Here is a 22,674-nt window from a genome sequence, read left to right on the forward strand (position 1 = left end):
GCCGGCGGGTGAGACTGGTGGGGAACCGTCCGTCCACGTACAGGGGAACTCATGACCGGGTCACGCGTTCTGGCTCTCGGCCATTACCAGCCCTCCGGCGTGCTCACCAACGACGACCTCGCCAAGATCGTCGAGACCGACGACGCATGGATCCGCAGCCGGGTCGGGATCCGCACCCGGCACATCGCGGCGGCGGACGAGACGGTGGACTCCATGGCGGCGGCCGCCGCCGAGAAGGCCCTCGCCGGCAGCGGCCTCGCCCCGCAGGACATCGACCTGGTGCTGGTCGCCACCTGCACGGCCACCGACCGCAGTCCGAACGCCGCGGCCCGGGTCGCCGCCCGGCTCGGGCTGGACGCGCCCGCCACGATGGACATCAACGTCGTCTGCTCCGGCTTCACCCACGCGCTGGCCACCGCCGACCACGCCATCCGGGCCGGTTCCGCGACGAACGCGCTGGTCATCGGGTCGGAGAAGTTCACCGCCGTGACCGACTGGACGGACCGTACGACCTGTGTGCTGGTCGGCGACGGGGCCGGCGCCGCGGTGGTCACCGCCGCGCCGGAGCCGGAGATCGGCCCGGTGCTGTGGGGTTCGGTACCGCAGATGGGCGGCGCGGTCCGCATCGAGGGCGAGCCGGCCCGCTTCGCCCAGGAGGGCCAGACCGTCTACCGCTGGGCGACGACCCGGCTCCCGGACATCGCCCGGCAGGTCTGCGAACGCTCCGGGATCCAGCCGGCCGACCTCGCGGGCGTGGTGCTCCACCAGGCCAACCTGCGGATCATCGAGCCGGTCGCGCAGCGGCTCGGCGCGGTCAACGCGGTGGTCGCCAAGGACGTCGTCGACTCCGGGAACACCTCCGCCGCGTCCGTGCCGCTCGCCCTGTCCAAGCTGGTCGAACGCCGGGAGATCGGCTCCGGCGACCCGGTGCTGCTGTTCGCCTTCGGCGGCAACCTCTCCTACGCCGGCCAGGTCATCCGCTGCCCGTGAGGCGGGCCCGGCCGCGACCGGGGCATCCCGCGCCTGCCGGGTCGCGTCCGATTCGTTCAAGACCGCGGCGCGGCGGGCTGCCTACGCTCGCGCCATGACCACTGCCGCACAGCCTTCGCCCCCGTTCCCCCGGTTCGCCGCCATCGGGATGGTCGTCGCCGACATGGCCGCCTCCCTCGCCTTCTACCGCCGCCTCGGCCTCGTCGTCCCCGCCGAGGCGGACACCGCCCCGCACGCCGAGGCGCAGCTGCCCGGCGGTCTGCGCCTGATGTGGGACTCGTACGCGACCGCCCGCGCAGTCGACCCGGACTGGACGCCTCCGCAGGCCGGCTCCCCCACGGGGCTGGCGTTCGAGTGCGACGGCCCGGCCGGGGTGGACGCCCTCTACGCGGAACTCACCGCGGCCGGCCATCCGGGCGAGAAGCCTCCGTGGGACGCGTTCTGGGGCCAGCGCTACGCGGTCGTCCGCGACCCGGACGGCCACGGGGTGGACCTGTTCGCGCCCCTGCCGCAGTGACGGCTCCCCGGCCGCCGCGCCTCCTGGCCGGCGGGCCACGGCGGGCCAAGGCGAAAGACACGCCCTAGTTCGCGGGATGCTCACCCAGGTACAGCACGCCGCATTGGCGGCAGAACGGCTTGGCGCCGGCTGCGCCCCAGGCGTCGGCCGACTGGGTGGCGGCGGCCGGGGCGAGGTCCCGCCCGCACATGGCCGTGGTGGAGCCCACCCGTGTCATGTGCCAGAGCTTGACCGGCGTGTCCTCGTGCGGCAGGACGCCTTCCTCGTACTCAGCGCGAATCTCGTGCTCCATGGGGTGCACCTCCTACCCATACGATGCGCCTGCCGGTAGGGGGCCACAACGCCAGGACCGCGGGGCGGACCGGCTCAGAACACCGACCACCCGGTGAGCGTCGTGAAGTGGTCCAGGGCCGCCGCACCCGCGACGGAGTTGCCGCGGGCGTCGAGGCCGGGGCTCCAGACGCAGAGCGTGCAGCGGCCGGGGATGACGGCGATGATGCCGCCGCCGACACCGCTCTTCGCGGGCAGCCCGACGCGGTACGCGAACTCCCCGGCCGCGTCGTACGTCCCGCAGGTCAGCATCACCGCGTTGATCCGCTTGGCCTCGCGGGCCTCCAGCAGCCGGCTGCCGTCCGCGCGCAGTCCGTGGCGGGCCAGGAACCCGCCGGCGACGGCCAGATCGCGGCAGCTCATCTCGATCGAGCACTGCCAGAAATAGTGCTCGATGACGCTCGGCACCGGGTTCTCCAGATTGCCGAACGACGCCATGAAGTGCGCGAGGGCGGCGTTGCGGTCGCCGTGCTCGGCCTCGGAGTCGGCCACCGCCTGGTCGAAGGCGAGGTGCGGGTTGCCGCTCTCCTCACGCAGGAAGTGCAGCATCGAGGTGCTGGCGTCGCCGGTGAGGGTCTGCAGCCGGTCGGTGACCACCAGCGCACCCGCGTTGATGAAGGGATTGCGCGGAATGCCGTTCTCCGCCTCCAGTTGGACCAGGGAGTTGAACGGCGTACCGGACGGCTCGCGGCCGACCCGCTTCCAGATGTCACCGTCCCCCTGGCTCCCGTGGCTCTGCGCCATCACCAGCGCCAGCGAGAACGTCTTGGAGATCGACTGGACGGAGAACGGCACCTCCCAGTCGCCGACCCCGTACACCGCACCGTGGATGTCGGCCACCGCCATCCCGAACCGGTCAGCGGAGACCCGCTCCAGCGCCGGTATGTAGTCGGCGACCTGCCCCTGACGCACGAACGGCCGGGCGTGGGCCGCTACCTCTTCGAGAACGGCCTGGTAGTCCATGACGGACACGCTAACCCGACGTGAGCAGCACCCCCATAGGGGCCCCCGCCAGCGACTTCACCTCTCGCGCGAGGTGCGCCTGGTCCGCGTATCCGGCGCGCGCCGCGACCTCGGCCCAGGGCACTCCGGCGCGCGCCAGGTCGAGCGCGCGCACCAGCCGCAGCACCCGGGCGAGGGTCTTGGGTCCGTAGCCGAACGCGTCCAGGCTCAGGCGGTGCAGCTGGCGTGCGCTCAGCGCGACGGACAGCGCCACCTCGGCGACCGGGCGGCCGCGGGCCAGCGCCGCGGCGACGGCGGCGGTCCGGCCGTCCGGCGGGCCGGCCTCCCGGAGCCGGGCCGCGGCGGTCCGCTCCAGGACCCGGGCGACGGCGCCCGGCGTGCCGGCCGCGGCCGCCCGCTCGGCCGCCTCCCGCACCCGGCCGGCGGGCCACAGGTCCGCCAACGGCACGCGCCGGTCGCGCAGTTCACGGGCCGGCACGCCGAAGACGGCCGGGCCCCGGCCCGGCGCGAACCGCACCCCGGTGTAGCGGGTGCCGGGCGGTACGCCGTCGGGGTGGTGCGGCCCGGTGTCCGGCCCCGCCACCAGCAGCCGCCCCTCGCTCCAGATCAGGTCCGTGCAGCCGTCGGGCAGCACCGGCCGCACCGGCGCGGCCGACGTCGTACGGGTCCACACCACCGCCCCGGCCATCCCCGACGGCCGTTCCCGGTATCCGCCGTACACCTCTGCCCCGGTGGCCGCCCCCGATACCTCACCCACGGCGGATACGCCGGGTGGCCCACCCGTCTCGCACACCTCAGCCACATCCCCCAGCCTGGCACGGGAACCCCACGGCCGTCCGCGCCGTTGATCCCTTACGACACGGAGCGCACGGAGGTGGCACATGTCAGGGTTTCTCGACCGCGCCAAGGAGCAGGCACGGCAGGGGCTGGAAGCGGGCAAGCAGAAGGTCGACGAGGTGCAGCAGACGCGGCACGGCAGCGAACTGCTGAAGAAGCTCGGCGCCGCGTACTTCGCCGAGCGCCGCGGCAGCGGCACGCCCGAGGCGACCCAGGACGCACTCAACACGCTGGAGGCCCATGTCAACGCCCACGGGGACGCCTTCCTGAAGGGCTGACGGACGGGCTGACGGACACCGGGCGGCCGGGAGTCCCCGGGCCGGGCCCCGGCGCCGCACGGCCGTCCCGGACGGCCGAAACCACTCGTACAGGCCGCGAACGACCGATCCTTTTTTTGCTGTTCCCCTCCGCACCGACCGGACCGTCGCGTACAAGCGAGACAGGAGGCGGTGCGCGGCCGGCGTCCGCCGCAGGCATCGGAGTGGGTCATGTCCGTACCGCTGTCCGCCGATCGGTTCCTCGACGCGCTCACGTCCGAAGGGCTGCGGGTCGTGGAGCTCGACGGCTGGAAGACGCACAACCGCAACAGCAAGGGGCCGTGGGGCCCGGTCCACGGAGTGATGGTGCACCACACCGGCACCTCGGGCGCCGAGGACACCGTCCGGCTCTGTCACGACGGCCGGCCGGACCTGCCGGGCCCGCTGTGCCACGGGGTGATCACCAAGGACGGCCGGGTGCATCTGGTGGGCTACGGCCGCGCCAATCACGCGGGCCTGGGTGACGGCGACGTCCTGCGCGCGGTGATCGCCGAGAAGCGGCTGCCGCCGGACAACGAGGCCGACACCGACGGCAACAGCGTCTTCTACGGCTTCGAGTGCGAGAACCTCGGCGACGGCCACGACCCCTGGCCCGAGGCGCAGCTCGACGCCCTGGTGAGGGCCACGGCGGCGGTCTGCCGCGCGCACGGCTGGGGCGAGCGCTCGGTGATCGGCCACCTGGAGTGGCAGCCCGGCAAGGTCGACCCGCGCGGCTTCACGATGGACGCCCTGCGCGACCGCATCGCCGACCGACTGAAGTAGCCCCACCCACCGACGCCCCACCGACGCCCGCGCGGCGGACCGGCCACCGGCCCGCCGCACACCCGCACCCGTACCCGCACGCGACAATGGAGCGCGTGACCGGCCCCGCTCCCCTGCCCGACCCCGCCGCCGCCCTGCGCCCGCGGCTGCCCTCGCCTCTTCAGGAGGTCATGGAGGAGCCGTTCGCGCGGCGCGGGGTGCGGCTGGTGCTCAAGCGGGACGATCTGATCCACTCCGCGCTGCCCGGCAACAAGTGGCGCAAGCTGGAGCCGAATCTGCGGGCCGCGGCCGCCGCGGGCGAGCGGACGCTGCTGACCTTCGGCGGCGCCTGGTCCAACCACCTGCGGGCGACCGCCGCGGCCGGCCGGCTGCTCGGCTTCGCCACCATCGGCGTGGTCCGCGGCGACGAGCTGGCCGGTGCCCCGCTCAACGACTCGCTGGCCCGCTGTGCCGCCGACGGGATGCGGCTGCACTTCCTGGACCGGGCCCGCTACCGCCGCAAGACCGACCCGGACGTGCTCGCCGCCCTGCACGACCGCTTCGGCGCCTTCCGGCTCATCCCCGAGGGCGGCAGCAACTCCCTTGCCGCCCAAGGGTGTGCGGAGCTGGGCCGGGAGCTGCGCGGGGTGGCGGACACCGCCGCGGTGGCCTGCGGCACCGGCGGCACCCTGGCGGGACTCGCCGCCGGACTGGGGCCCGACGGGCAGGCGCTCGGCATCCCGGTCCTCAAGGGCGGCCGGCCGCACTTCCTGCAGGGGACCGTCGAGGAACTGCAGCGCGCCGCGTTCGGTGGCCCGCGCGGCACCTGGCGGCTGGACGACCGCTTCCACTGCGGCGGCTACGCCCGGCGCACCCCGGAGCTGGACGCCTTCGCGGATGCCTTCGAGCAGCGGCACGGGCTGGCGCTGGAGCGGATCTACGTCGCCAAGCTGCTGTACGGGCTGACCACGCTGGCCGGGGAGGGCGCCTTCCCGCCCGGCAGCACGGTGGCCGCGGTCATCACCGGCGCCCCCTGAGACCGGCCCCGCCGACCGGGGCGCGGGCCCGGCTCACCCTCCCCCGGGCCCCCGGCCCCGGCCCGGCCCGTTCCCGGTCACGACGCCCCCTCCCGGTACGCCGTCGCCTCCTCCAGGTCCAGCCGGCGCAGCAGGGTGCGCATCATCTCGTCGTCGATCTTCCGGTCGTCCCGCAGCCGGACGAGGACCCGGCGCTCGGCGTCGATCATCTCCCGGGCCAGCCGCCGGTACGTGGCGTCGGCGGACTCACCGGTCGTCTCGTTGACCGCGCCCAGCCGCTCCCACACGGAGTTGCGCCGCCGCTCCAGGACCGTGCGCAGCCGGTCGGTGAGCGGGCCGGGCAGCGCGTTGCGTTCGTCGCGGAGCAGTTCGTCCAGCCGTTCCTCGGCGGCCCGCGACGCCTCGCTCTGCGCCTGGGCCTCGGCGAGCGTCTCGGCCTGGGCGTCCCGGCCGGGCAGCCGCAGGACCCGGATCAGCGCCGGCAGCGTCAGCCCCTGGACGACAAGGGTGGCGATGACGGTGGTGAACGTCAGGAACAGCACGAGGTTGCGGGCCGGGAAGGGGCCGCCACCGGTCACATGGGTGGGGATCGAGAACGCGACGGCCAGCGAGACCACCCCGCGCATCCCGGCCCAGCCGACGATGACCGGCGCCGTCCAGTTCGTATCGGGTTCCCGGGCCCGGATCCGGGACGACAGCAGCCGCGGCAGATAGGTCGCGGGGAACACCCACACGAAGCGCGACAGGACCACGACGACGAACACCACGGCCGCGTACCAGAGGGCCTGGGCGGTGCCGAACTCCCCCAGGCCGCGCACCACCACCCGCAGCTGGAGCCCGATCAGCGCGAAGACCGCGGACTCCAGCAGGAAGGAGATCACCTTCCAGACGGCCTCCTCCTGGAGCCGGGTCTCGAAGTCGACCTGCCAGGCGCGGTGTCCCAGATAGAGGCCGACCACGACGACGGCGAGCACCCCGGAGGCGTGGAACTGCTCGGCCGTCGCGTAGGCGACGAACGGGATGAGCAGCGACAGGGTGTTCTCCAGGAGCGCCGATTCGCGCAGCCGGACGCGCAGCCAGTGCAGCGGCACCATCAGGACGACGCCGATCCCGATGCCTCCCAGGGAGGCGATGGCGAACTCCTTGATCCCGTCGGTCCAGGTGGCGCCCACCCCGATGACGGCCGCCAGCGCCACCTTGTAGGCGGTGATCGCGGTGGCGTCGTTGACCAGCGATTCGCCCTGGAGGATCGTCGTGATCCGGTGCGGCAGCCCGAGCCGGCGGGCGATGGCGGTGGCCGCCACGGCGTCCGGTGGCGCGACGACGGCGCCCAGGACGAGCGCGGCGGGCAGCGGCAGGTCCGGGATGACGAGGTAGGCCGCGTAGCCGACCAGCACCGTCGCGAACAGCACGTACCCCACCGACAGCAGCGCCACCGGCCGCAGATTGGCCCGCAGGTCCAGATAGGAGCTGTCCAGGGCCGCGGTGTGCAGCAGAGGGGGCAGCACCAGCGGCAGCACGACGTGCGGATCGAGGGTGTAGTCGGGGATGCCGGGGATGTACGAGGCCAGGAGTCCGGCCGCGACCAGCATCAGCGGCGCGGGGACGGGTGTCCGCCGCGCCAGCCCGGCGATCGCCGCACTCCCCGCGACCAGCAAAAACAGCGGCATCACAGCCATCGGCCCGTCCCGTCCCCGTCATCTTCGCCAACCGTCCCGGCGATCTAACCTGGCCATCATGAGCGAGTGCACCCACGTTGCCGAACTGCCGCGCGCCGAACCGGCGCCGCTGAGCGCCACCTGCCAGGAGTGCCTGGCGGTCGGCAGTCATCCCGTACAGCTGCGGCTGTGCCTGGTCTGCGGCTTCGTCGGCTGCTGCGACTCCTCGCCGTACCGGCATGCCACCGGGCACTACGAGGAGACCGGCCACCCCGTGATGCGGACGTTCGAGCCGGGCTACGCCTGGCGCTGGTGCTTCGTCCACGAACAGCTGGTGTGACTGGTGTGAGGGGCATGAAACATTCACCGCTGTCGGTTTAGCCTTCAAGGATGATCCGTGAAGCGACGCCCGACGACGTCCCCGTCATCCACGCCATGATCGGCGAGCTGGCCGCCTACGAACGTGCCCCGGAGGCGGCGCAGGCCACCGAGCCGCAGCTGAAGGAGGCCCTCTTCGGCGCGCAGCCGGCCGCCTTCGCGCTGATCGCCGAGGCGGATGACGCTCCGGTGGGCTTTGCCCTGTGGTTCCGGAACTTCTCGACGTGGACGGGCACGCAGGGTGTCTACCTGGAGGACCTGTTCGTACGCCCCGAGGCGCGCGGCGGCGGCCACGGCAAGGCGCTGCTCGCGGCCCTCGCGGAGATCTGCGTGACCCGCGGATACGAGCGTTTCGAGTGGTCAGTCCTGGATTGGAACGAACCGTCCATCGGTTTTTACCGGTCGATCGGCGCGCGACCCATGGACGAATGGACCGTCTTCCGGCTCACTGGAGAGGAGCTGCACAACCTTGCGGCCACCTCGCGCGTCAACGCTGCGTAATCAACTTCGATTGGGCAGTGCACACCCCTAGCCACTGTCCGTACCCGTGGATTTACAATCAGTGACAGCGGGGGCGCCCGACGGCCTCGGGGTGGATCGCTGCCCGGAGGCGGCCGTGCTCCTTCCGGGCGACACCGGCCCGCGGATCGCGATAGCGTCACAGCCGAACCATGAGCCGCGCCGGATCGTTCTCCTTTCACACGTCAGGAGAGCGGACCGGAGCGAAACATCCCGAACAACGCGCACATCGCGCATTCCAGCTCAACCAGCTTGTGCCACCTTGGAGGTGAGGGTGTCCCAGATCGCAGGCGAGCCCGGGACTCAGGACTTCGTGGAAGTCCGTCTGCCCGCTGCGGGTGCCTACCTGTCCGTGCTGCGTACGGCCACGGCCGGGCTCGCAGCCCGCTTGGACTTCACCCTCGACGAGATCGAGGATCTGCGCATCGCGGTCGACGAGGCGTGCGCGATCCTGCTCCAGCAGGCCGTCCCCGGCAGCGTACTCAGCTGCGTCTTCCGTCTGATCGACGACGCACTGCAGGTGACCGTGTCCGCCCCGACGACCGACGGCCGCGCCCCGGAGCGCGACACCTTCGCCTGGACGGTGCTCTCCGCACTCGCCGGGAAGGTCGATTCCACCGTCGCCGACGACCGTACGGTCACCATCAGTCTGTACAAGGAGCGCGGCGCCGGTCCCGGACCGTCATGACCGAACAGGGGGCCCCGTGAAAGATCTCGAGCGCGGCGGGCGGATGGCGTCCAGTGCGACCATCCCCGAGCAGCAGGCCCGGCCGCATCCGATGGGCGTAGACGACCACGGCGGCCATTTGGACGCGGCGGAGCAGGCAGAGCGGGCGGACCACATGGACCACAGCGAGCAGCAGGGGCAGCAGGCGCAGCAGCACGACGCGCCGGCTCCCGAGGAGAAGCTGCCGGAACCACAGCATTCCCAGGGGCCGCAGGACCGCAGCGGCGCCCGGGCGATGTTCTACGAGCTGCGCAAGCTGCCCGAAGGCTCCCCGGAGCGTGCTGAGCTGCGCAACACCCTCGTCCGCATGCACCTCCCGCTCGTCGAGCATCTGGCCCGGCGCTTCCGCAACCGCGGCGAGCCGCTGGACGATCTCACGCAGGTCGCCACCATCGGCCTGATCAAGTCGGTGGACCGCTTCGACCCGGAGCGCGGCGTGGAGTTCTCCACGTACGCCACCCCCACCGTCGTCGGCGAGATCAAGCGGCACTTCCGTGACAAGGGCTGGGCGGTCCGCGTCCCGCGCCGTCTCCAGGAGCTGCGGCTGTCGCTGACCACGGCGACCGCCGAGCTCTCCCAGCGGCACGGCCGGGCCCCCACGGTCCACGAGCTGGCCGAGCATCTGGCGATCTCCGAGGAAGAGGTCCTGGAGGGCCTGGAATCGGCCAACGCGTACAGCACCCTCTCCCTGGACGTGCCGGACACCGACGACGAGTCCCCCGCCGTCGCCGACACCCTCGGGGCCGAGGACGAGGCACTGGAGGGCGTGGAGTACCGCGAGTCCCTCAAGCCGCTGCTGGAGGACCTCCCGCCGCGCGAGAAGAAGATCCTGCTGCTGCGCTTCTTCGGCAACATGACCCAGTCGCAGATCGCCCAGGAGGTCGGCATCTCCCAGATGCACGTCTCCCGGCTGCTGGCCCGTACCCTCGCCCAGCTGCGCGACAAGCTGCTCGTCGAGGAGTGAGGAACGACAGGTGGGCGGGGCTCTTACGGGCCCCGCCCACCTGTATGTGCGTCACAGGACCCGTCAGGGGTTCTCCCGCGGCCCGATGCCCAGCGCCTCGGTGGCCGTCGGATTCACCAGCAGCACGAGCACGACGAGCGCGGCCACGGCCAGCACGACGCCGCCCGCGACCAGCGCCCCGCCGCCGTGGACCAGCGTCCAGGCCACCGGCAGCGCCACGATCTGGGTGATCAGCGACGGGCCCCGGCTCCAGCGCCGGCGCAGCCACAGCCCGCGCGCGGCGACCAGCGGCAGCACCGCCAGCGCGAGCACGGTCAGCCCGCCCATCTCGGCCTGCTGCGGACTGTCCGGCGAACCGGTCAGCCCGTCGATCAGCATGTACGCGCCGAGCGCGGCCAGCGCGAGCCCCTCGACCGCGGTGAGCGCCGCGGCGGCGGTCAGCCGGGCGGGCCGGGAACCGGACGGCTCGGGTGCGGCGGGGGTGCCGGCGCTTCGCCGGGCGGACTGCTTCTGCTGACTGCTCACCCCAGCAGGGTAGCGCCGGGCCCCGGGGCTCCCGGGGATGCCCCGGATCCGGACGGGGCGTGAGATGGGTACCAGCAGGTAGGTACGCTGCTGCACATGCGCGCACTTCTCGTGGTCAATCCCGCCGCCACCACCACCAGTGCCCGCACCCGTGAAGTACTCACCCACGCCCTCGCCAGCGACCTCAAGCTGGAGGTGGCCGAGACGCGGTACCGCGGGCACGCCCGCGACCTGGCCCGGCAGGCCACCGAGGGCGGCGAGACGGAACTGGTCGTGGCACTCGGCGGCGACGGCACGGTCAACGAGGTCGTCAACGGCCTGCTCGCCAACGGCCCCGATCCGGAGTCGCACCCGCGGCTGGCCGTCGTCCCCGGCGGCTCCACCAATGTCTTCGCCCGCGCCCTGGGGCTGCCCAACGACGTCGTGGAGGCGACCGGCGCCCTGCTGGACGCGCTGCGCGACGGCAGCGAGCGCACGATCGGCCTGGGTCTCGCCGCCGGCACCCCGGGCACCGAGGACGAGGGCGTGCCGGAGCGCTGGTTCACCTTCTGCGCGGGCTTCGGCTTCGACGCCGGCGTCGTCGGCCGGGTCGAGCAGCAGCGGGAACGCGGCAAGCGTTCGACCCATGCCCTGTACATGCGACAGGTCGTACGGCAGTTCCTGGGCGAGGCGAACCGCCGGCAGGGGGTGCTCACCCTCGAACGCCCGGGCGGGGAGGACGGCGCCGCGGAGCGCGTCGAGAACCTCGCGCTGGCCATAATCTGCAACACCGCCCCGTGGTCCTACCTGGGCAATCGGCCGATCTACCCCTCCCCGGACGCCTCGTTCGACACCGCGCTGGATCTGTTCGCACTGAGCAAGCTGTCCCCGCCCGCGGTGGCCCGCTACGCCACCCAGCTGCTGACGTCAACGCCCGAGCGCGGCCCCCATGGCAAGCACGCGCTCTCACTTCACGACCTCACGAACTTCACCTTGCATTCGCAGGTGCCGCTGCCCTTCCAGATGGACGGTGACCACCTGGGGGTGCGTACGAGTGTGACGTTCACAGGCGTTCGCCGTGCACTGCGTGTGATTGTGTGAGCAGTAGGGCCCAAAGTCCTTTCACTCGAACGTTTAGGCTGGTTCCCACCCCCTGGAATGACGGCTGTGACCGAGGCGACACCAAGGAATCAAAAAAAAGTTTCCGGAAGGGGTTGTATCCGCCGCCGAGGTTTGCGAGTCTCTTCATGGCGATCGGGACGGCCACTTCACCGGCCCCCTTGAGAGCCCGAATCCTCCTCCTCATTCCACAGGACCGCACCAGCGCAGCTGGGAATCGGCCCTTCCCTTGTGGAGGGATTCGTGAAAGCGTTCACATTCACAAGCAACGTTCCCGTATACGAGGAGATGGAGCAGCCATGGACTGGCGTCACCGCGCCGTTTGCCGCGAGGAAGACCCCGAGCTCTTCTTCCCCATCGGCAACACCGGTCCTGCGCTGCTGCAGATCGAGGAAGCCAAGGCCGTCTGCCGCCGCTGCCCCGTCATGGAGCAGTGCCTGCAGTGGGCGCTCGAGTCCGGCCAGGACTCCGGCGTCTGGGGTGGTCTGAGCGAGGACGAGCGCCGCGCGATGAAGCGCCGTGCAGCTCGCAACCGGGCGCGCAACGCCAGCGCCTGAGCCAGCCTCCCCGTGGCCCCCGAGCCGCAGCGCGCAGTACCCCCGATGCACTCTCGGCGCTGAAAAGCCCGGTCGTTACCGCATCGCAATAGCTTTGAGCCCCGGACCGAACGGTCCGGGGCTTGTTGCTGTCACGGGCCCGGCGGCCGGGCCGGCAACCCGCCGCCAGGGCCGGTCCCGATACCGTCCCGATAGCGTCTCGGTCCCGCCTCGGTGCGGTATCGGTGCGGTCTCAGTGCTGCTTCTCGGGCCGCACGGGCACATCGAGGACGACCTGGGTGCCGCGGCCGGGCGCGGGCACCATGTCGAACTTTCCGCCCAACTCGCCCTCCACCAGCGTCCGCACGATCTGCAGCCCCAGGTTTCCGGCACGGTGCGGGTCGAACCCCTCGGGCAGTCCGCGGCCGTTGTCCTGGACGGTGACCAGCAGCCGCGGCTCGGTACGGCTGCCGCCGCGCACCGCGCCGACCTCGACCACGCCGTGCTCCGCCTGCTCGAAGGCGTGCTCCAGGGCGTTCTGCAGGATTTCGGTCAGCACCATCGACAGCGGCGTGGCCACCTCGGCGTCGAGGATGCCGAAGCGTCCGGTGCGGCGGGTGGTCACCTTGCCGGGGGAAATCTCCGCGACCATGGCCAGCACCCGGTCGGCGATCTCGTCGAACTCCACGCGTTCGTCGAGGTTCTGCGACAGCGTCTCGTGCACGATGGCGATCGAACCGACCCTGCGCACAGCCTCGTTGAGCGCGTCGCGGCCCTGTTCGGAATCCATCCGGCGGGACTGCAGCCGTAGCAGCGCGGCAACTGTCTGCAAATTGTTCTTCACCCGGTGGTGGATTTCCCGGATGGTGGCGTCCTTGGTGATCAGTTCCCGCTCACGCCGTCGCAGCTCGGTCACATCGCGCAACAGCACAAGCGAACCGATGTGTGTGCCCTTCGGTTTGAGCGGAATGGCGCGCAATTGAATGACGCCGTCATTGCCCTCGACCTCGAATTCCCGGGGGGCCCAGCCGCTGGCGAGTTTGACCAGGGCCTCGTCCACCGGGCCGCGGGCGGGCGCCAGTTCGGCGGTGGCCTGGCCCAGGTGGTGGCCCACCAGGTCGGCGGCGAGGCCCAGCCGGTGGTAGGCGGAGAGCGCGTTGGGGCTGGCGTACTGGACGACGCCGTCCGCGTCGAGCCGGATCAGCCCGTCGCCGGCCCGCGGTGAGGCGTCCATGTCGACCTGCTGGCCGGGGAAGGGAAACGTTCCGGCAGCGATCATCTGGGCGAGGTCGGAGGCGCTCTGGAGGTAGGTGAGCTCCAGCCGGCTGGGGGTGCGCACGGTCAGCAGATTGGTGTTGCGGGCGATCACTCCGAGTACCCGGCCCTCCCGGCGCACCGGGATGGACTCCACGCGTACCGGAACCTCCTCTCGCCACTCCGGGTCGCCCTCGCGTACGATGCGGCCCTCATCCAAGGCGGAGTCCAGCATCGGCCGGCGGCCCCGGGGAACGAGGTGGCCGACCATGTCGTCCTGGTAGGAGGTGGGGCCGGTGTTCGGCCGCATCTGGGCGACGGAGACGTAGCGGGTGCCGTCGAGGGTGGGGACCCACAGCACGAGATCGGCGAAGGACAGGTCGGAGAGCAGCTGCCACTCCGAGACCAGCAGGTGGAGCCACTCGAGGTCGGTGTCGCTCAGAGCGGTGTGCTGGCGTACGAGTTCGTTCATGGAGGGCACGCTTTGGAGCCTACCGGCGTACGGTGTCAGTGTTGTCCTCGCACGAGCATGGACAACCAATAATGGTCTAGTCCACAATTCAGCAAAGACTTCCGTTCTCCCCGCACAGGAGAGCGGATCGAGACCGACGCGCTCTCTGCCCTGACTGCGCCGAGGTCTCCGATCGACCGGTCCCAGGTCGGTGGCACCCCACCGCACACGGGGCTTCCTCCGACCGCACGGCGGGGCCGGGCGATGTGAGCTCCGGGCTGCGGTGCCGGACAGGTTGAGGGTCCTGTCCTGGCGCCGCGGCCCGCGGGTGTTTCCAGGGCCCTTACGGGGCCGGGCGGGCGCCCGCGGCGCTCCGCGATTCCGCCGCCGCCTCCGGCCAGGCCCGCATCGCCAGCTCCACGACCGCCTCCAGCGCCGTGCGCTCCGCGCCGTCCCGCGCCTGCTGGGAGATGCCCTGGATGACGGCGCCCACATAGTCGGCCAGCGCGTCGGCGTCCGTGTCGGCGGGCAGCTCACCGGCGGCGACGTCCGCCCGGACGGCGCTCGCGATCTCCCGGAGGTTGGACCGCCTCATCTCCCGCAGGGACGCGGCGACTTCGGCGGAGGCGGGCGAGATGTTCAGGGCGGCGCTGATGACGAGGCAGCCGCGGGGGCGGCCGGGCGCGGTGTACTCGGCGGCGGCTTCGCGCAGCGCCCGCTCGACACCGCGGCGGGCGGTGGGCTCCTCGGCCACCGCCCGGGAGATGAAGCCGCCGTAGAGGCGCCCGTACTCGGCGACGACCTCGTCGAACAGGGCGCGCTTGTCGCCGAAGGCGGCGTAGAGGCTGGGGGCGCTGATGCCCATGGCGCGGGTCAGGTCGGAGATCGACGTGGCCTCGTAGCCCTGCTCCCAGAAGGACCGGACCGCCTGCTCCAGAGCCGTCTCCCGGTCGAAGGACCGGGGCCGGCCACGCTGCTTCGTTTCCTTGGTCGCCATGGGACGAATTTTATAGCGACCGGTACGGAACGCGTGCTACGGTTTTTCTGTAGCGAGCGATACACAAATCGTCCGCCGCGCGGAGGCCGTGCGCGCGGACGCCGATCGGGGAGGGGCACCGCCATGGGCGCGCTCAGCGGCAAGACGGCACTGGTGACGGGCGGCAGCAGGGGGATCGGCCGGGCGATCTCGGAGCGGCTGGGGCGGGACGGGGCGCGGGTCGGCGTGCACTACGGCCGCGACGAAACTGCCGCCAAGGAGACGGTCTCGGCGATCGAGGCGGCGGGCGGCGAGGCGTTCGCGCTCCGGGCCGAGCTGGGCGCCTCGGGGGACGCCGAGGCGCTGTGGGCGGCGTTCGACGAGCAGGCCGAGGGGCTGGACATCCTGGTCAACAACGCCGGGATCAACACGGCGGTCGACGGGACGCTCAAGGGCATCGGTGAGCTGACGGCGGCGGACTTCGACCACCTCTTCGCGGTGAACACCAAGGCGCCGTTCTTCATCGTTCAGCAGGGGCTGTCCCGGCTGCGGGACGGCGGGCGCATCATCAACACCTCGACGGGCCTGACGCGCGGGGCGGCCAAGCCCGAGCTGATCGCCTACGCCATGACCAAGGGTGCGCTCGATGTGTTCACCTCGACGCTGGCGAAGGACCTGGGACGGCGCGGCATCACCGTGAACGCGGTGGCGCCCGGCGCGGTCGACACCGATATGAACGCCGGCTGGCTGCGGGGGGAGACCGCCGCCGCGGCGCGGGAGAGGCTCCGGGCGATATCCCCGCTGGGCCGGGTCGCGGACGCCAGCGACATCGGCGACATCGTGGCCTTTCTGGCCTCGGACGACAGCCGCTGGGTGACCGGGCAGTGGATCGACGCGACGGGAGGCGCCCTGCTCTGACGAGGCGTCGCCCGCCGGGGTACCCCGGCCCCTCCCGGTCATCGGGGCGACGGGAAATTGCCCCCCTCCGTTCGGGAGCGCCACCGGCCCCCGGGGACCGCCCTCTGGTAGATTGGTCTATACCACATGACCGCGTAGGACCACTCTCCAGAACGGCAGGCCAAAGCGTGGAAGTTGTCATCGTTCCGGACGCCGCGGCAGGCGGCGAGCTGATCGCGGAGGCCATCGCCACCCTGCTGCGGCGCAGGCCCGACGCGCTGCTCGGGGTGGCCACCGGCTCGACCCCGCTGCCCATCTACCAGGCGCTGGCGGCGAAGGTCCGGGCCGGCGCGGTCGACGCCTCGCGGACCCGTATCTGCCAGCTCGACGAGTACGTCGGCCTGCCGGCGGGGCACCCCGAGTCCTACCGCTCGGTGGTGCTGCGTGAGGTGGTCGAGCCGCTCGGTCTCGACGAGCACGCCTTCATGGGCCCCGACGGCACGGCCGAGGACGTCCAGGCCGCCTGCGAGGCGTACGACCGTGCGCTGAGCGAGGCCGGCGGGGTGGACCTCCAGCTGCTCGGCATCGGTACCGACGGGCACATCGGCTTCAACGAGCCCTGCTCGTCGCTGGCTTCCCGTACCCGCATCAAGACGCTGACCCGGCAGACCAGGGAGGACAACGCCCGGTTCTTCGACAGCCTCGACGAGGTCCCGCACCACGTCATCACCCAGGGCATCGGCACCATCCTGGAGGCCCGCCATCTGGTGCTGCTGGCCACGGGCGAGGGCAAGGCCGACGCGGTGGCCCATGCCGTCGAGGGCCCGGTCGCCGCACTGGTCCCGGCCTCGGCGCTGCAGCTCCACCCGCACGCCACGGTCGTCGTCGACGAGGCCGCGGCCTCCAAGCTGAAGCTCGCGGACTACTTCCGCGCCACCTACGCGGCCAAGCCGGACTGGCAGGGCATCTGACCGAACCGGCAGGGCATCTGGGGGCAGCTCGGCACAGGGGGCAGCGCCCGGTGGTCCGTGAGGGCGCGGAGCGGGCGGGCCGGGCCGGTTGCCGTCAGGCGATCCAGTGGGGTCGTGGGGTGGTGGACGCGGGCGAAAGGCCCTCGGCGAGGGCGGTGGCCATGCGGCGTACGGCCTCGCGGAGGGTGTCCGGGGGCGCCGTGTAGGGGACGCGCAGGCGCTGTTCGAAGATGCCGGGGTCGGTGGCGAAGTGGGTGCCGCCCTCGATGCGCACGCCGTGGTCACGGGCCTGTTCGGCCAGCGCCGCGGCGACGGGTGCGCCCAGGTCGGCCCAGAGCGACAGCCCGCCGGGCGGCAGGCGCCAGGTCCACTGCGGGAAGTGCTCGGCCAGGGCGGCGGCCAGTGCGGCGCGCTGCCCGCGCAGCTGTTCCAGTCGCGGCGGCAGCAGCTCCCCGGCCCGCGCCAGCAGGTGCAGGGCGAGAAGCTGGTCCAGCACCGAGCCGCCCATGTCGGTGGCGACCCGCTGGCCGGCGAGTTCGGTGACGAGCCGGGCCGGGGCGCGCAGCCAGCCGATCCGCAGCCCCGCCCAGTGGGTCTTGCTCATCGAGCCGATGGTGATGACCTGCCCGGTGCCACCGGGCGTGGCGTGGGAGGCGAAGGGCGGCGGGGCGGGGACGTCGAGGGCGAGGTCGGCCAGGGTCTCGTCGATGACCAGCCAGGTGCCGGTGCGCGCCGCGGCGTGCAGCAGCCGGACGCGTTGCGGGGCGGGCATGAGGCAGCCGGTCGGGTTGTGGAAGTCGGGTATCAGATAGGCCAGTCGGGGCACCGCCTGGCGCAGTGTCGAGGCGACGATCCCGATGTCCCAGCCGGTGTCGGTCACCGGGACCGACACGGTGCGCAGCCGGGCGCGGCGCATGGCGTCCAGCGCGTTCGGATAGGACGGGTTCTCGACCATGACCCGGTCGCCCGGGCGGCACAGCACTCCCAGGACGAGGGTGAGGGCGTGCTGGGCGCCGGAGGTCACCAGGATCTGTTCGGGCACGGTGGCCAGGCCGCGCCGGGTGAACCGCTCGGCGACGGCGGCGCGCAGGTCCGGGAGCCCGTAGGGGTGGTAGCCGGGCGTGTGCGCGTGCGCGGCCAGTTGGGGGGCGACCCGGGCGAGCGCGTCGGTGAGCGCCTCCGCCGGCAGTCCGGGAGCCGCCCGGGCCAGGTCGATCGCGGTGTCCTCGGGGCCGAGGAGCCGGGTGACGCCGTGCGGCGTGCGGCCCTCCGGCAGGTCCGTCCAGGTCCCGGCGCCTTGCCTGCTGTACGCGTAACCGCCCTCGCGCAGCAGGTCGTACCCGGCGGTGACGGTGGCCCGGCTGGTGTTCAGGGCGGCGGCCAGTTCCCGCTCGGCGGGGAGCCTGACGTGCAACGCGATCCGTCCGTCCAGGATGAGTTCGCCGATCGCCCGGGCCAGCCGGCGGTAGGCGGGGCGCGCGCCCGCCGGGTCGGGCAGCATCGCGGCGAGCCGACGGCTGCCGAGGGTCCGGTCGCCGCGCTCCCGGCCCTCCGGGGAGTGCGGTGCAGGCGCGTCGGTCATACCAACCATTCCCCTGGTATTGGCCCTGCTCTCCGGGCCAATGACTCTACAGAATCGCCGCATTGGCCCTGGAGCAGGACAAGCATCACAGGAGGCGAGCGGTATGGAGCAGGCGGGAACCGACGACCGGAAGGGCACCTTCCGCCGCGGCCGGGCGGCGCGCGCCGCCGCTCCCCCGACGCCCCGCCAGGGCCCGCCCCCGCCCCCGCTCTCCTACGTCCGGCTCGCCGAACGTCCGCTGCGACGCCTCCCCCAGCTCTTCACCGGTCTCGCGCTCTACGGCTTCAGCCTCGCGCTGATGGTGCGGTCCTCGCTGGGCCTGAGCCCCTGGAGCGTCCTGAACGAGGGCCTGGTGCGGCACACCTCCCTGAGCTTCGGCACGGTCAGCGCCGTCGTCGGGGTGCTCGTGCTGCTGGGGTGGATCCCGCTCAGGCAGCGTCCGAGGTTCGGCACCGTCGCCAACGTCCTGGTCGTGGCGTACTGCTCCGACCTCGGACTGTGGCTGCTGCCCGCGCAGTTCGGGCTCCCGGCCCGGGCCGGCCTGCTCGTCGGCGGGATCCTGCTCAACGGGTTGTCCGTCGCCGTCTACGTCGGGGCGCGCTGCGGGCCCGGCCCCCGGGACGGGCTGATGACCGGCGCGTCCGCCGCGACCGGGCGTTCGCTCCGGTTCATCCGCACCCTGCTGGAACTCGTCGTCCTCGCCGTGGGCTGGCTGCTCGGCGGGAGCGTGGGCGTCGGCACCGTGCTGTACGCCCTCGCCGTCGGTCCGGCCGCGCAGTTCTTCCTGCCGTGGTTCGCCTACCGCGGCACCGCCGGCCGGCAGGACGGCGCCGGGGCCGGTGGCGGAACCGGGCCCGGCGCCGGCCCGCGGCGGACGCCCGTCCTCAGTCCCGCTCCCCCGGCCCCCGGCCCGTGAGGGCCTCGGCGGCGGCCTGGCCGCAGACGCGGGCGGCGCCGTGGGTGGCGAGGTGGAGGGCGCCGCGGGGCGGGGCCTGGGGGACGCCCATCTCGACGACCGCGGTGTCGGGGCGGGCGGCGAGGAGGGCGGTGAGCGCGTCGGCCATCCAGGGATGGCGGTGCAGATCGCGTACGACGGCGACGACGCGGCGGCCGGCGGCCGCGGTGAGCAGGCCGTCGATCAGTGCGGCGGTCCCGTCCGCGGCGGCCGACTCCGCGGTGCAGGTGGCGGTTTCGGTGCCGGGCAGGAGGCGGGCCAGTTCGGCGGCGACGCCCCACGGGGTCTCGTCCCCCACCGCGATGTTGGCGAGCGGGGTGAAGGCCGCGACGTATGCGGGGGCGGTGAGCGGCGCGTAGGGGCGTCCGCCGTCCGGCGTGCGGCGCAGCGCGCGGCGGGCCGCGGTCAGGCCGATGTCCGGTGCGGGCGCGGCTCCCTCCCCCGCGTCCGGGCCCCCGGGCCGGCGGGCCAGCGCCCGCACCCGTGCGGCGGCGTCGGCGAGCCGCTGCTCCGGCAGTTCGCCGTCGCGCACCGCGCGCACCAGGGCGTCGCGCAGCCGCAGCACGGTGTCCTCGTCGGCCAGTCCGCCGCCCACACAGATCGCGTCGGCACCGGCCGCGACGGCGAGGACGCTACCGCGCTCGATGCCGTAGGTGGCGGCGATGGCCCGCATCTCCATCCCGTCGGTGACGATCAGCCCGTCGAAGCCGAGGCCGCCCTCGGCGACCGGGGCGCGCAGCAGTCCGTGCAGCGCGGCCGGGCTGAGGGTGGCCGGGTGCGTGCCGTCCAGGGCGGGCAGCAGGATGTGCGCGCTCATCACGGCCCGGGTGCCGGCGGCGATCGCGGCGCGGAACGGCACCAGTTCGCGTTCCTGGAGGGTGGCCAGGTCGGCGGTGATCCGGGGCAGGTCGTGGTGGGAGTCGACGGCGGTGTCGCCGTGCCCGGGGAAGTGCTTGGTGCAGGCGGCCACGCCGGCTGACTGGAGGCCCGCCACGTAGGCGGCGGTGTGCCGGGCCACCAGCTGCGGATCGGCGCCGAAGGAGCGGACCCCGATGACCGGGTTGTCCGGGTTGGAGTTGACGTCGGCGGAGGGCGCCCAGTTGAGGTTGACCCCGCACGCGGCCAGCCGGCGGCCCAGCTCGCGGGCGACCGCGCGGGTCAGTGCGGTGTCGTCGACGGCGCCCAGCGCGTGGTTGCCGGGGAAGGAGGAGCCGCCGCGCACTTCGAGGCGGGTGACGTCGCCGCCCTCCTCGTCGATGGCGACGAGCAGGTCCGGCCGCTCGCGGCGCAACCGGGCGGTCAGCGCGGCGAGTTGGGCCGGGTCCTCGATGTTGCGGCCGAAGAGGCCGACCGAGACCAGTCCCTCGCCGAGCCGGCGCAGCAGCCAGTCGGGGGCGGTGGTGCCGGTGAAGCCCGGCTGGAGGACGGCGAGCGCGTCGCGGGTGAGGGTGCCGGCGGAACGTACCGCGCGTGCGGAGCCTGCAGAACCTACGAAGGAAGCCATGGGCTGCGTCATCCCTTCACCGCGCCGGAGGTGAGACCGCCGACCGCCTTGCGTTGCAGGAACAGGAAGAGGACCAGGACCGGGACGGCGAAGATCGAGGCGGCGGCCATCGTGGCGCCCCAGTCGTCCCCGAACGCGGTCTGGAACTGCGAGAGCCACAGCGGAAGGGTGCCCATCGCCGGCTCCTTGTTGAGGACCAGCACCAGCGGGAACTCGTTCCAGGCCGTGATGAAGCCGAAGAGGGAGGTGGCCATCAGGCCGGGTGCCAGCAGCGGGAAGACGACCTTGAGGAATGCCTGGCGGCGTGAGCAGCCGTCGACCATCGCGGACTCCTCCAGTTCCTTGGGCACCGCGGCGACGTAGCCGCGGAGGGTCAGCAGGGTGAAGGGCAGCACCATCAGCATGTAGAAGAAGGTGAGCGGCACCAGGCTGTTGAGCAGGTCCGCGTCCCGCACGATCAGGTAGATCGAGATCACCATCACCTCCCAGGGCGCCATCTGGGCGACCATGAAGGTCAGCAGGATGCCCTTGCGGCCCTTGAAGCGCATCCGGGTGAGGGCGAACGCCCCGCAGAGCGCGATGACCAGCGAGAGGCCGACCGCCAGGACGGTCACCAGCACCGAGTTCCCGGCGAGGGTCCAGAAGTTCGGGGCGTTCACGGCGGTGGCGAAGTGTTCGAGGGTGCCGTGGAAGGGGAACCACACGGGGTCTTCGCTGAGGATGTCCCGGGTCGGCTTGAAGGCCGTGTTGAACATCCAGTAGACGGGGAAGACGAAGCCGAGGGTGAGCACGGCCGCGACGGCGTTGGGCCAGATGCGGCCGGCGGTCGGGAAAGCAGCGCGCTTCACAGCCCGTTCTCCTCTTGCTGTTCCTGCTTGAACGTCAGACGCAGGTAGTAGGCGGTCATGGCCAGCAGCACCACGATCGTCAGCAGCGAGATCGCGGCGCCCATCCCGAAGTGGAGGTTGCCGACGCCCTCGGTGAAGGCGTAGATCGGCAGCGTCTCGGTGAGCCGGTCCGGCCCGCCCTGGTTGATCGCGAAGATCTGCGGGAACGCCTTGAAGACCCAGATGATCTCCAGGAACGTCGTGGCGAGGAAGAACGGCTTGAGGAACGGGAAGGTGACGGAGGTGAAGACCTTCCAGGTGCCGGCGCCGTCCATCCGGGCCGCCTCGTAGAGCTCCTTGGGGATGGTCGTGGTGGCCGCGTACAGGTTGAGCGCCACGAACGGCAGCGACTGCCAGACGATCAGCACGGTGATCACGAAGAAGGTCGACAGCTGGGAGCCGACCCAGTCGTAGTGGGCCATGGAGTGCCAGCCCAGCCTGTCCAGCACCCAGTTGACGACGCCGTAGCGGGAGTCGAAGAGCCACTGGAAGACGGTGGTGGCGGCGATCACCGGCATCGCCCAGGCCAGCACCAGCGCGGCGGACAGCACCAGGCGCACGGTGGTGCCGAGGCGGGCCAGCAGCAGTCCGATCAGCACCCCGAGCACCATGATCAGGACGACGTTGACGGCGGTGAAGACGACGGTGCGCGAGGTCACCCGCCAGAACTGCTCACTGCCCAGGATCTCCTGGTAGTTGCCGGTCCCGCGCCAGTCGGTGAGGTGCTGGATCAGCTCCTTCATGTTCAGGTTCTGGAAGGAGAGCAGCAGGTTGCGGACCATGGGCCAGCCCAGGAACACGGCGGTCGCGAGCAGGGCCGGCAGCAGGAGGAGATACGGGGTGCGGCGGGCGGGAGCGGACGCCGCGCGGCCGGCGGGAGCAGACGCGGTGCGGCCGGCGGGAGCGGTCGGGGTGCCACTGCTGCCGGCCCCCCGGCCGCCGCGGCGGCCGGGGGGTGCGTCTCCCTTGCCGGTCCGCGGCGCGGCCTTGTCCGCCGCGTCGTCGAGCTGCACTGCCATGGGCCCCTGCTCCCCCTTGTAGCCGTGATGGATCCCTGCAC

The 22,674-nt window shown here is 72.4% G+C and carries 25 protein-coding genes; 14 read left to right on the forward strand and 11 right to left on the reverse strand.

Translation table 11 applies throughout. The features are described 5' to 3' along the window. Positions 1–51: 51 nt before the first annotated feature. Both OO62_RS24835 and OO62_RS24840 read left to right on the forward strand, forming a co-directional pair. Positions 52–990, forward strand: a complete 939-nt coding sequence (locus OO62_RS24835) for a beta-ketoacyl-ACP synthase III (protein WP_033269785.1) — start codon at positions 52–54, stop codon at positions 988–990. 94 nt (positions 991–1,084) lie between these two features. Continuing rightward, positions 1,085–1,507 carry a VOC family protein gene (locus OO62_RS24840; protein ID WP_033269786.1) on the forward strand — a complete coding sequence of 141 codons (423 nt, stop codon included), beginning with the start codon at positions 1,085–1,087 and terminating at the stop codon, positions 1,505–1,507. Between the two features lie 64 nt (positions 1,508–1,571). Here OO62_RS24840 and OO62_RS24845 read toward each other — a convergent pair whose 3' ends face one another. The 3 genes from OO62_RS24845 to OO62_RS24855 all read right to left on the reverse strand — a co-directional run bounded on the left by OO62_RS24845 (position 1,572) and on the right by OO62_RS24855 (position 3,488). Continuing rightward, on the reverse strand, positions 1,572–1,799 hold the full coding sequence (locus tag OO62_RS24845) for a hypothetical protein (protein WP_033269787.1): 228 nt from the start codon (positions 1,797–1,799) through the stop codon (positions 1,572–1,574). A 74-nt stretch (positions 1,800–1,873) separates the two neighbouring features. Beyond that, the gene (locus OO62_RS24850; protein ID WP_033269845.1) at positions 1,874–2,800 is read right to left on the reverse strand and encodes a glutaminase; all 927 of its coding nucleotides are present in this window, start codon (positions 2,798–2,800) and stop codon (positions 1,874–1,876) included. 10 nt (positions 2,801–2,810) lie between these two features. Beyond that, positions 2,811–3,488 carry a helix-turn-helix transcriptional regulator gene (locus tag OO62_RS24855; RefSeq protein ID WP_051733567.1) on the reverse strand — a complete coding sequence of 226 codons (678 nt, stop codon included), beginning with the start codon at positions 3,486–3,488 and terminating at the stop codon, positions 2,811–2,813. A gap of 193 nt (positions 3,489–3,681) precedes the next feature. Here OO62_RS24855 and OO62_RS24860 point away from each other — a divergent pair, with 193 nt between their 5' ends. The 3 genes from OO62_RS24860 (at position 3,682) to OO62_RS24870 (ending at position 5,732) form a co-directional block, all read left to right on the forward strand. Further along, positions 3,682–3,915, forward strand: a complete 234-nt coding sequence (locus OO62_RS24860) for a hypothetical protein (RefSeq protein ID WP_033269789.1) — start codon at positions 3,682–3,684, stop codon at positions 3,913–3,915. A 210-nt stretch (positions 3,916–4,125) separates the two neighbouring features. Further along, a complete protein-coding gene (locus tag OO62_RS24865) occupies positions 4,126–4,716 on the forward strand; it encodes an N-acetylmuramoyl-L-alanine amidase (protein WP_033269846.1) in 591 nt (196 codons plus the stop codon). An 86-nt stretch (positions 4,717–4,802) separates the two neighbouring features. After that, positions 4,803–5,732, forward strand: a complete 930-nt coding sequence (locus OO62_RS24870) for a 1-aminocyclopropane-1-carboxylate deaminase/D-cysteine desulfhydrase (RefSeq protein ID WP_051733568.1) — start codon at positions 4,803–4,805, stop codon at positions 5,730–5,732. 77 nt (positions 5,733–5,809) lie between these two features. Here the strand turns inward: OO62_RS24870 and OO62_RS24875 are convergent, their stop codons facing one another. Then, positions 5,810–7,411 carry a Na+/H+ antiporter gene (locus tag OO62_RS24875; protein WP_033269791.1) on the reverse strand — a complete coding sequence of 534 codons (1,602 nt, stop codon included), beginning with the start codon at positions 7,409–7,411 and terminating at the stop codon, positions 5,810–5,812. Between the two features lie 58 nt (positions 7,412–7,469). Between OO62_RS24875 and OO62_RS24880 the strand changes: the two genes are divergently transcribed. The 4 genes from OO62_RS24880 (at position 7,470) to OO62_RS24895 (ending at position 9,978) form a co-directional block, all read left to right on the forward strand. Next, a complete protein-coding gene (locus OO62_RS24880) occupies positions 7,470–7,730 on the forward strand; it encodes a UBP-type zinc finger domain-containing protein (protein ID WP_033269792.1) in 261 nt (86 codons plus the stop codon). Positions 7,731–7,780: 50 nt separating this feature from the next. Then, positions 7,781–8,269 carry a GNAT family N-acetyltransferase gene (locus OO62_RS24885; protein ID WP_033269793.1) on the forward strand — a complete coding sequence of 163 codons (489 nt, stop codon included), beginning with the start codon at positions 7,781–7,783 and terminating at the stop codon, positions 8,267–8,269. A 292-nt stretch (positions 8,270–8,561) separates the two neighbouring features. Then, positions 8,562–8,975, forward strand: a complete 414-nt coding sequence (locus OO62_RS24890; protein WP_033269794.1) for an ATP-binding protein — start codon at positions 8,562–8,564, stop codon at positions 8,973–8,975. Between the two features lie 43 nt (positions 8,976–9,018). Then, on the forward strand, positions 9,019–9,978 hold the full coding sequence (locus OO62_RS24895; protein WP_033269795.1) for an RNA polymerase sigma factor SigF: 960 nt from the start codon (positions 9,019–9,021) through the stop codon (positions 9,976–9,978). Positions 9,979–10,041: 63 nt separating this feature from the next. On the opposite strand, the gene OO62_RS24900 is transcribed toward OO62_RS24895, so the two are convergent. Next, entirely contained in the window at positions 10,042–10,503 is a 462-nt protein-coding gene (locus OO62_RS24900; protein WP_033269796.1) for a hypothetical protein, read from the reverse strand. A 96-nt stretch (positions 10,504–10,599) separates the two neighbouring features. Between OO62_RS24900 and OO62_RS24905 the strand changes: the two genes are divergently transcribed. Both OO62_RS24905 and OO62_RS24910 read left to right on the forward strand, forming a co-directional pair. Beyond that, positions 10,600–11,583, forward strand: coding sequence for a diacylglycerol/lipid kinase family protein (locus OO62_RS24905; RefSeq protein WP_033269797.1), 984 nt, complete (start codon positions 10,600–10,602; stop codon positions 11,581–11,583). Between the two features lie 317 nt (positions 11,584–11,900). After that, a complete protein-coding gene (locus OO62_RS24910) occupies positions 11,901–12,158 on the forward strand; it encodes a WhiB family transcriptional regulator (RefSeq protein ID WP_003983230.1) in 258 nt (85 codons plus the stop codon). A 232-nt stretch (positions 12,159–12,390) separates the two neighbouring features. Here OO62_RS24910 and OO62_RS24915 read toward each other — a convergent pair whose 3' ends face one another. Together OO62_RS24915 and OO62_RS24920 are read right to left on the reverse strand one after the other, a co-directional pair. Continuing rightward, positions 12,391–13,863, reverse strand: a complete 1,473-nt coding sequence (locus OO62_RS24915; protein WP_033269847.1) for a sensor histidine kinase — start codon at positions 13,861–13,863, stop codon at positions 12,391–12,393. Positions 13,864–14,185: 322 nt separating this feature from the next. Continuing rightward, entirely contained in the window at positions 14,186–14,839 is a 654-nt protein-coding gene (locus OO62_RS24920; protein ID WP_051733569.1) for a TetR/AcrR family transcriptional regulator, read from the reverse strand. 123 nt (positions 14,840–14,962) lie between these two features. Here OO62_RS24920 and OO62_RS24925 point away from each other — a divergent pair, with 123 nt between their 5' ends. Both OO62_RS24925 and nagB read left to right on the forward strand, forming a co-directional pair. Further along, positions 14,963–15,736, forward strand: a complete 774-nt coding sequence (locus OO62_RS24925; RefSeq protein WP_033269798.1) for an SDR family oxidoreductase — start codon at positions 14,963–14,965, stop codon at positions 15,734–15,736. A 167-nt stretch (positions 15,737–15,903) separates the two neighbouring features. Beyond that, the gene (gene nagB / locus OO62_RS24930; protein ID WP_033269799.1) at positions 15,904–16,686 is read left to right on the forward strand and encodes a glucosamine-6-phosphate deaminase; all 783 of its coding nucleotides are present in this window, start codon (positions 15,904–15,906) and stop codon (positions 16,684–16,686) included. A gap of 94 nt (positions 16,687–16,780) precedes the next feature. Here the strand turns inward: nagB and yczR are convergent, their stop codons facing one another. Next, positions 16,781–18,268 (reverse strand): MocR-like transcription factor YczR, encoded by a 1,488-nt coding sequence (yczR, locus tag OO62_RS24935; protein WP_051733570.1) that lies wholly within the window; start codon positions 18,266–18,268, stop codon positions 16,781–16,783. A 103-nt stretch (positions 18,269–18,371) separates the two neighbouring features. On the opposite strand from yczR, the gene yczE reads away from it, so the two are divergent. After that, complete coding sequence (yczE, locus tag OO62_RS24940; RefSeq protein ID WP_228332530.1) at positions 18,372–19,184, forward strand: membrane protein YczE; 813 nt, start codon at positions 18,372–18,374, stop codon at positions 19,182–19,184. Here yczE and OO62_RS24945 read toward each other — a convergent pair. The 3 genes from OO62_RS24945 to OO62_RS24955 are packed head-to-tail and all read right to left on the reverse strand — an operon-like array spanning position 19,153 to position 22,633. Continuing rightward, on the reverse strand, positions 19,153–20,727 hold the full coding sequence (locus OO62_RS24945) for a glycoside hydrolase family 3 protein (protein ID WP_033269801.1): 1,575 nt from the start codon (positions 20,725–20,727) through the stop codon (positions 19,153–19,155). The two genes, yczE and OO62_RS24945, sit on opposite strands and share 32 nt — an antisense overlap. 8 nt (positions 20,728–20,735) lie before the next feature. Then, positions 20,736–21,575: a carbohydrate ABC transporter permease gene (locus tag OO62_RS24950; RefSeq protein WP_033269802.1), complete on the reverse strand. Its 840-nt coding sequence runs from the start codon at positions 21,573–21,575 to the stop codon at positions 20,736–20,738. After that, on the reverse strand, positions 21,572–22,633 hold the full coding sequence (locus tag OO62_RS24955; protein WP_033269803.1) for a carbohydrate ABC transporter permease: 1,062 nt from the start codon (positions 22,631–22,633) through the stop codon (positions 21,572–21,574). Before OO62_RS24955 ends, OO62_RS24950 begins: the two co-directional genes overlap by 4 nt. Positions 22,634–22,674 lie beyond the last annotated feature (41 nt).

Source organism: Streptomyces lydicus (assembly GCF_000717345.1).
Classification (GTDB): domain Bacteria; phylum Actinomycetota; class Actinomycetes; order Streptomycetales; family Streptomycetaceae; genus Streptomyces; species Streptomyces lydicus.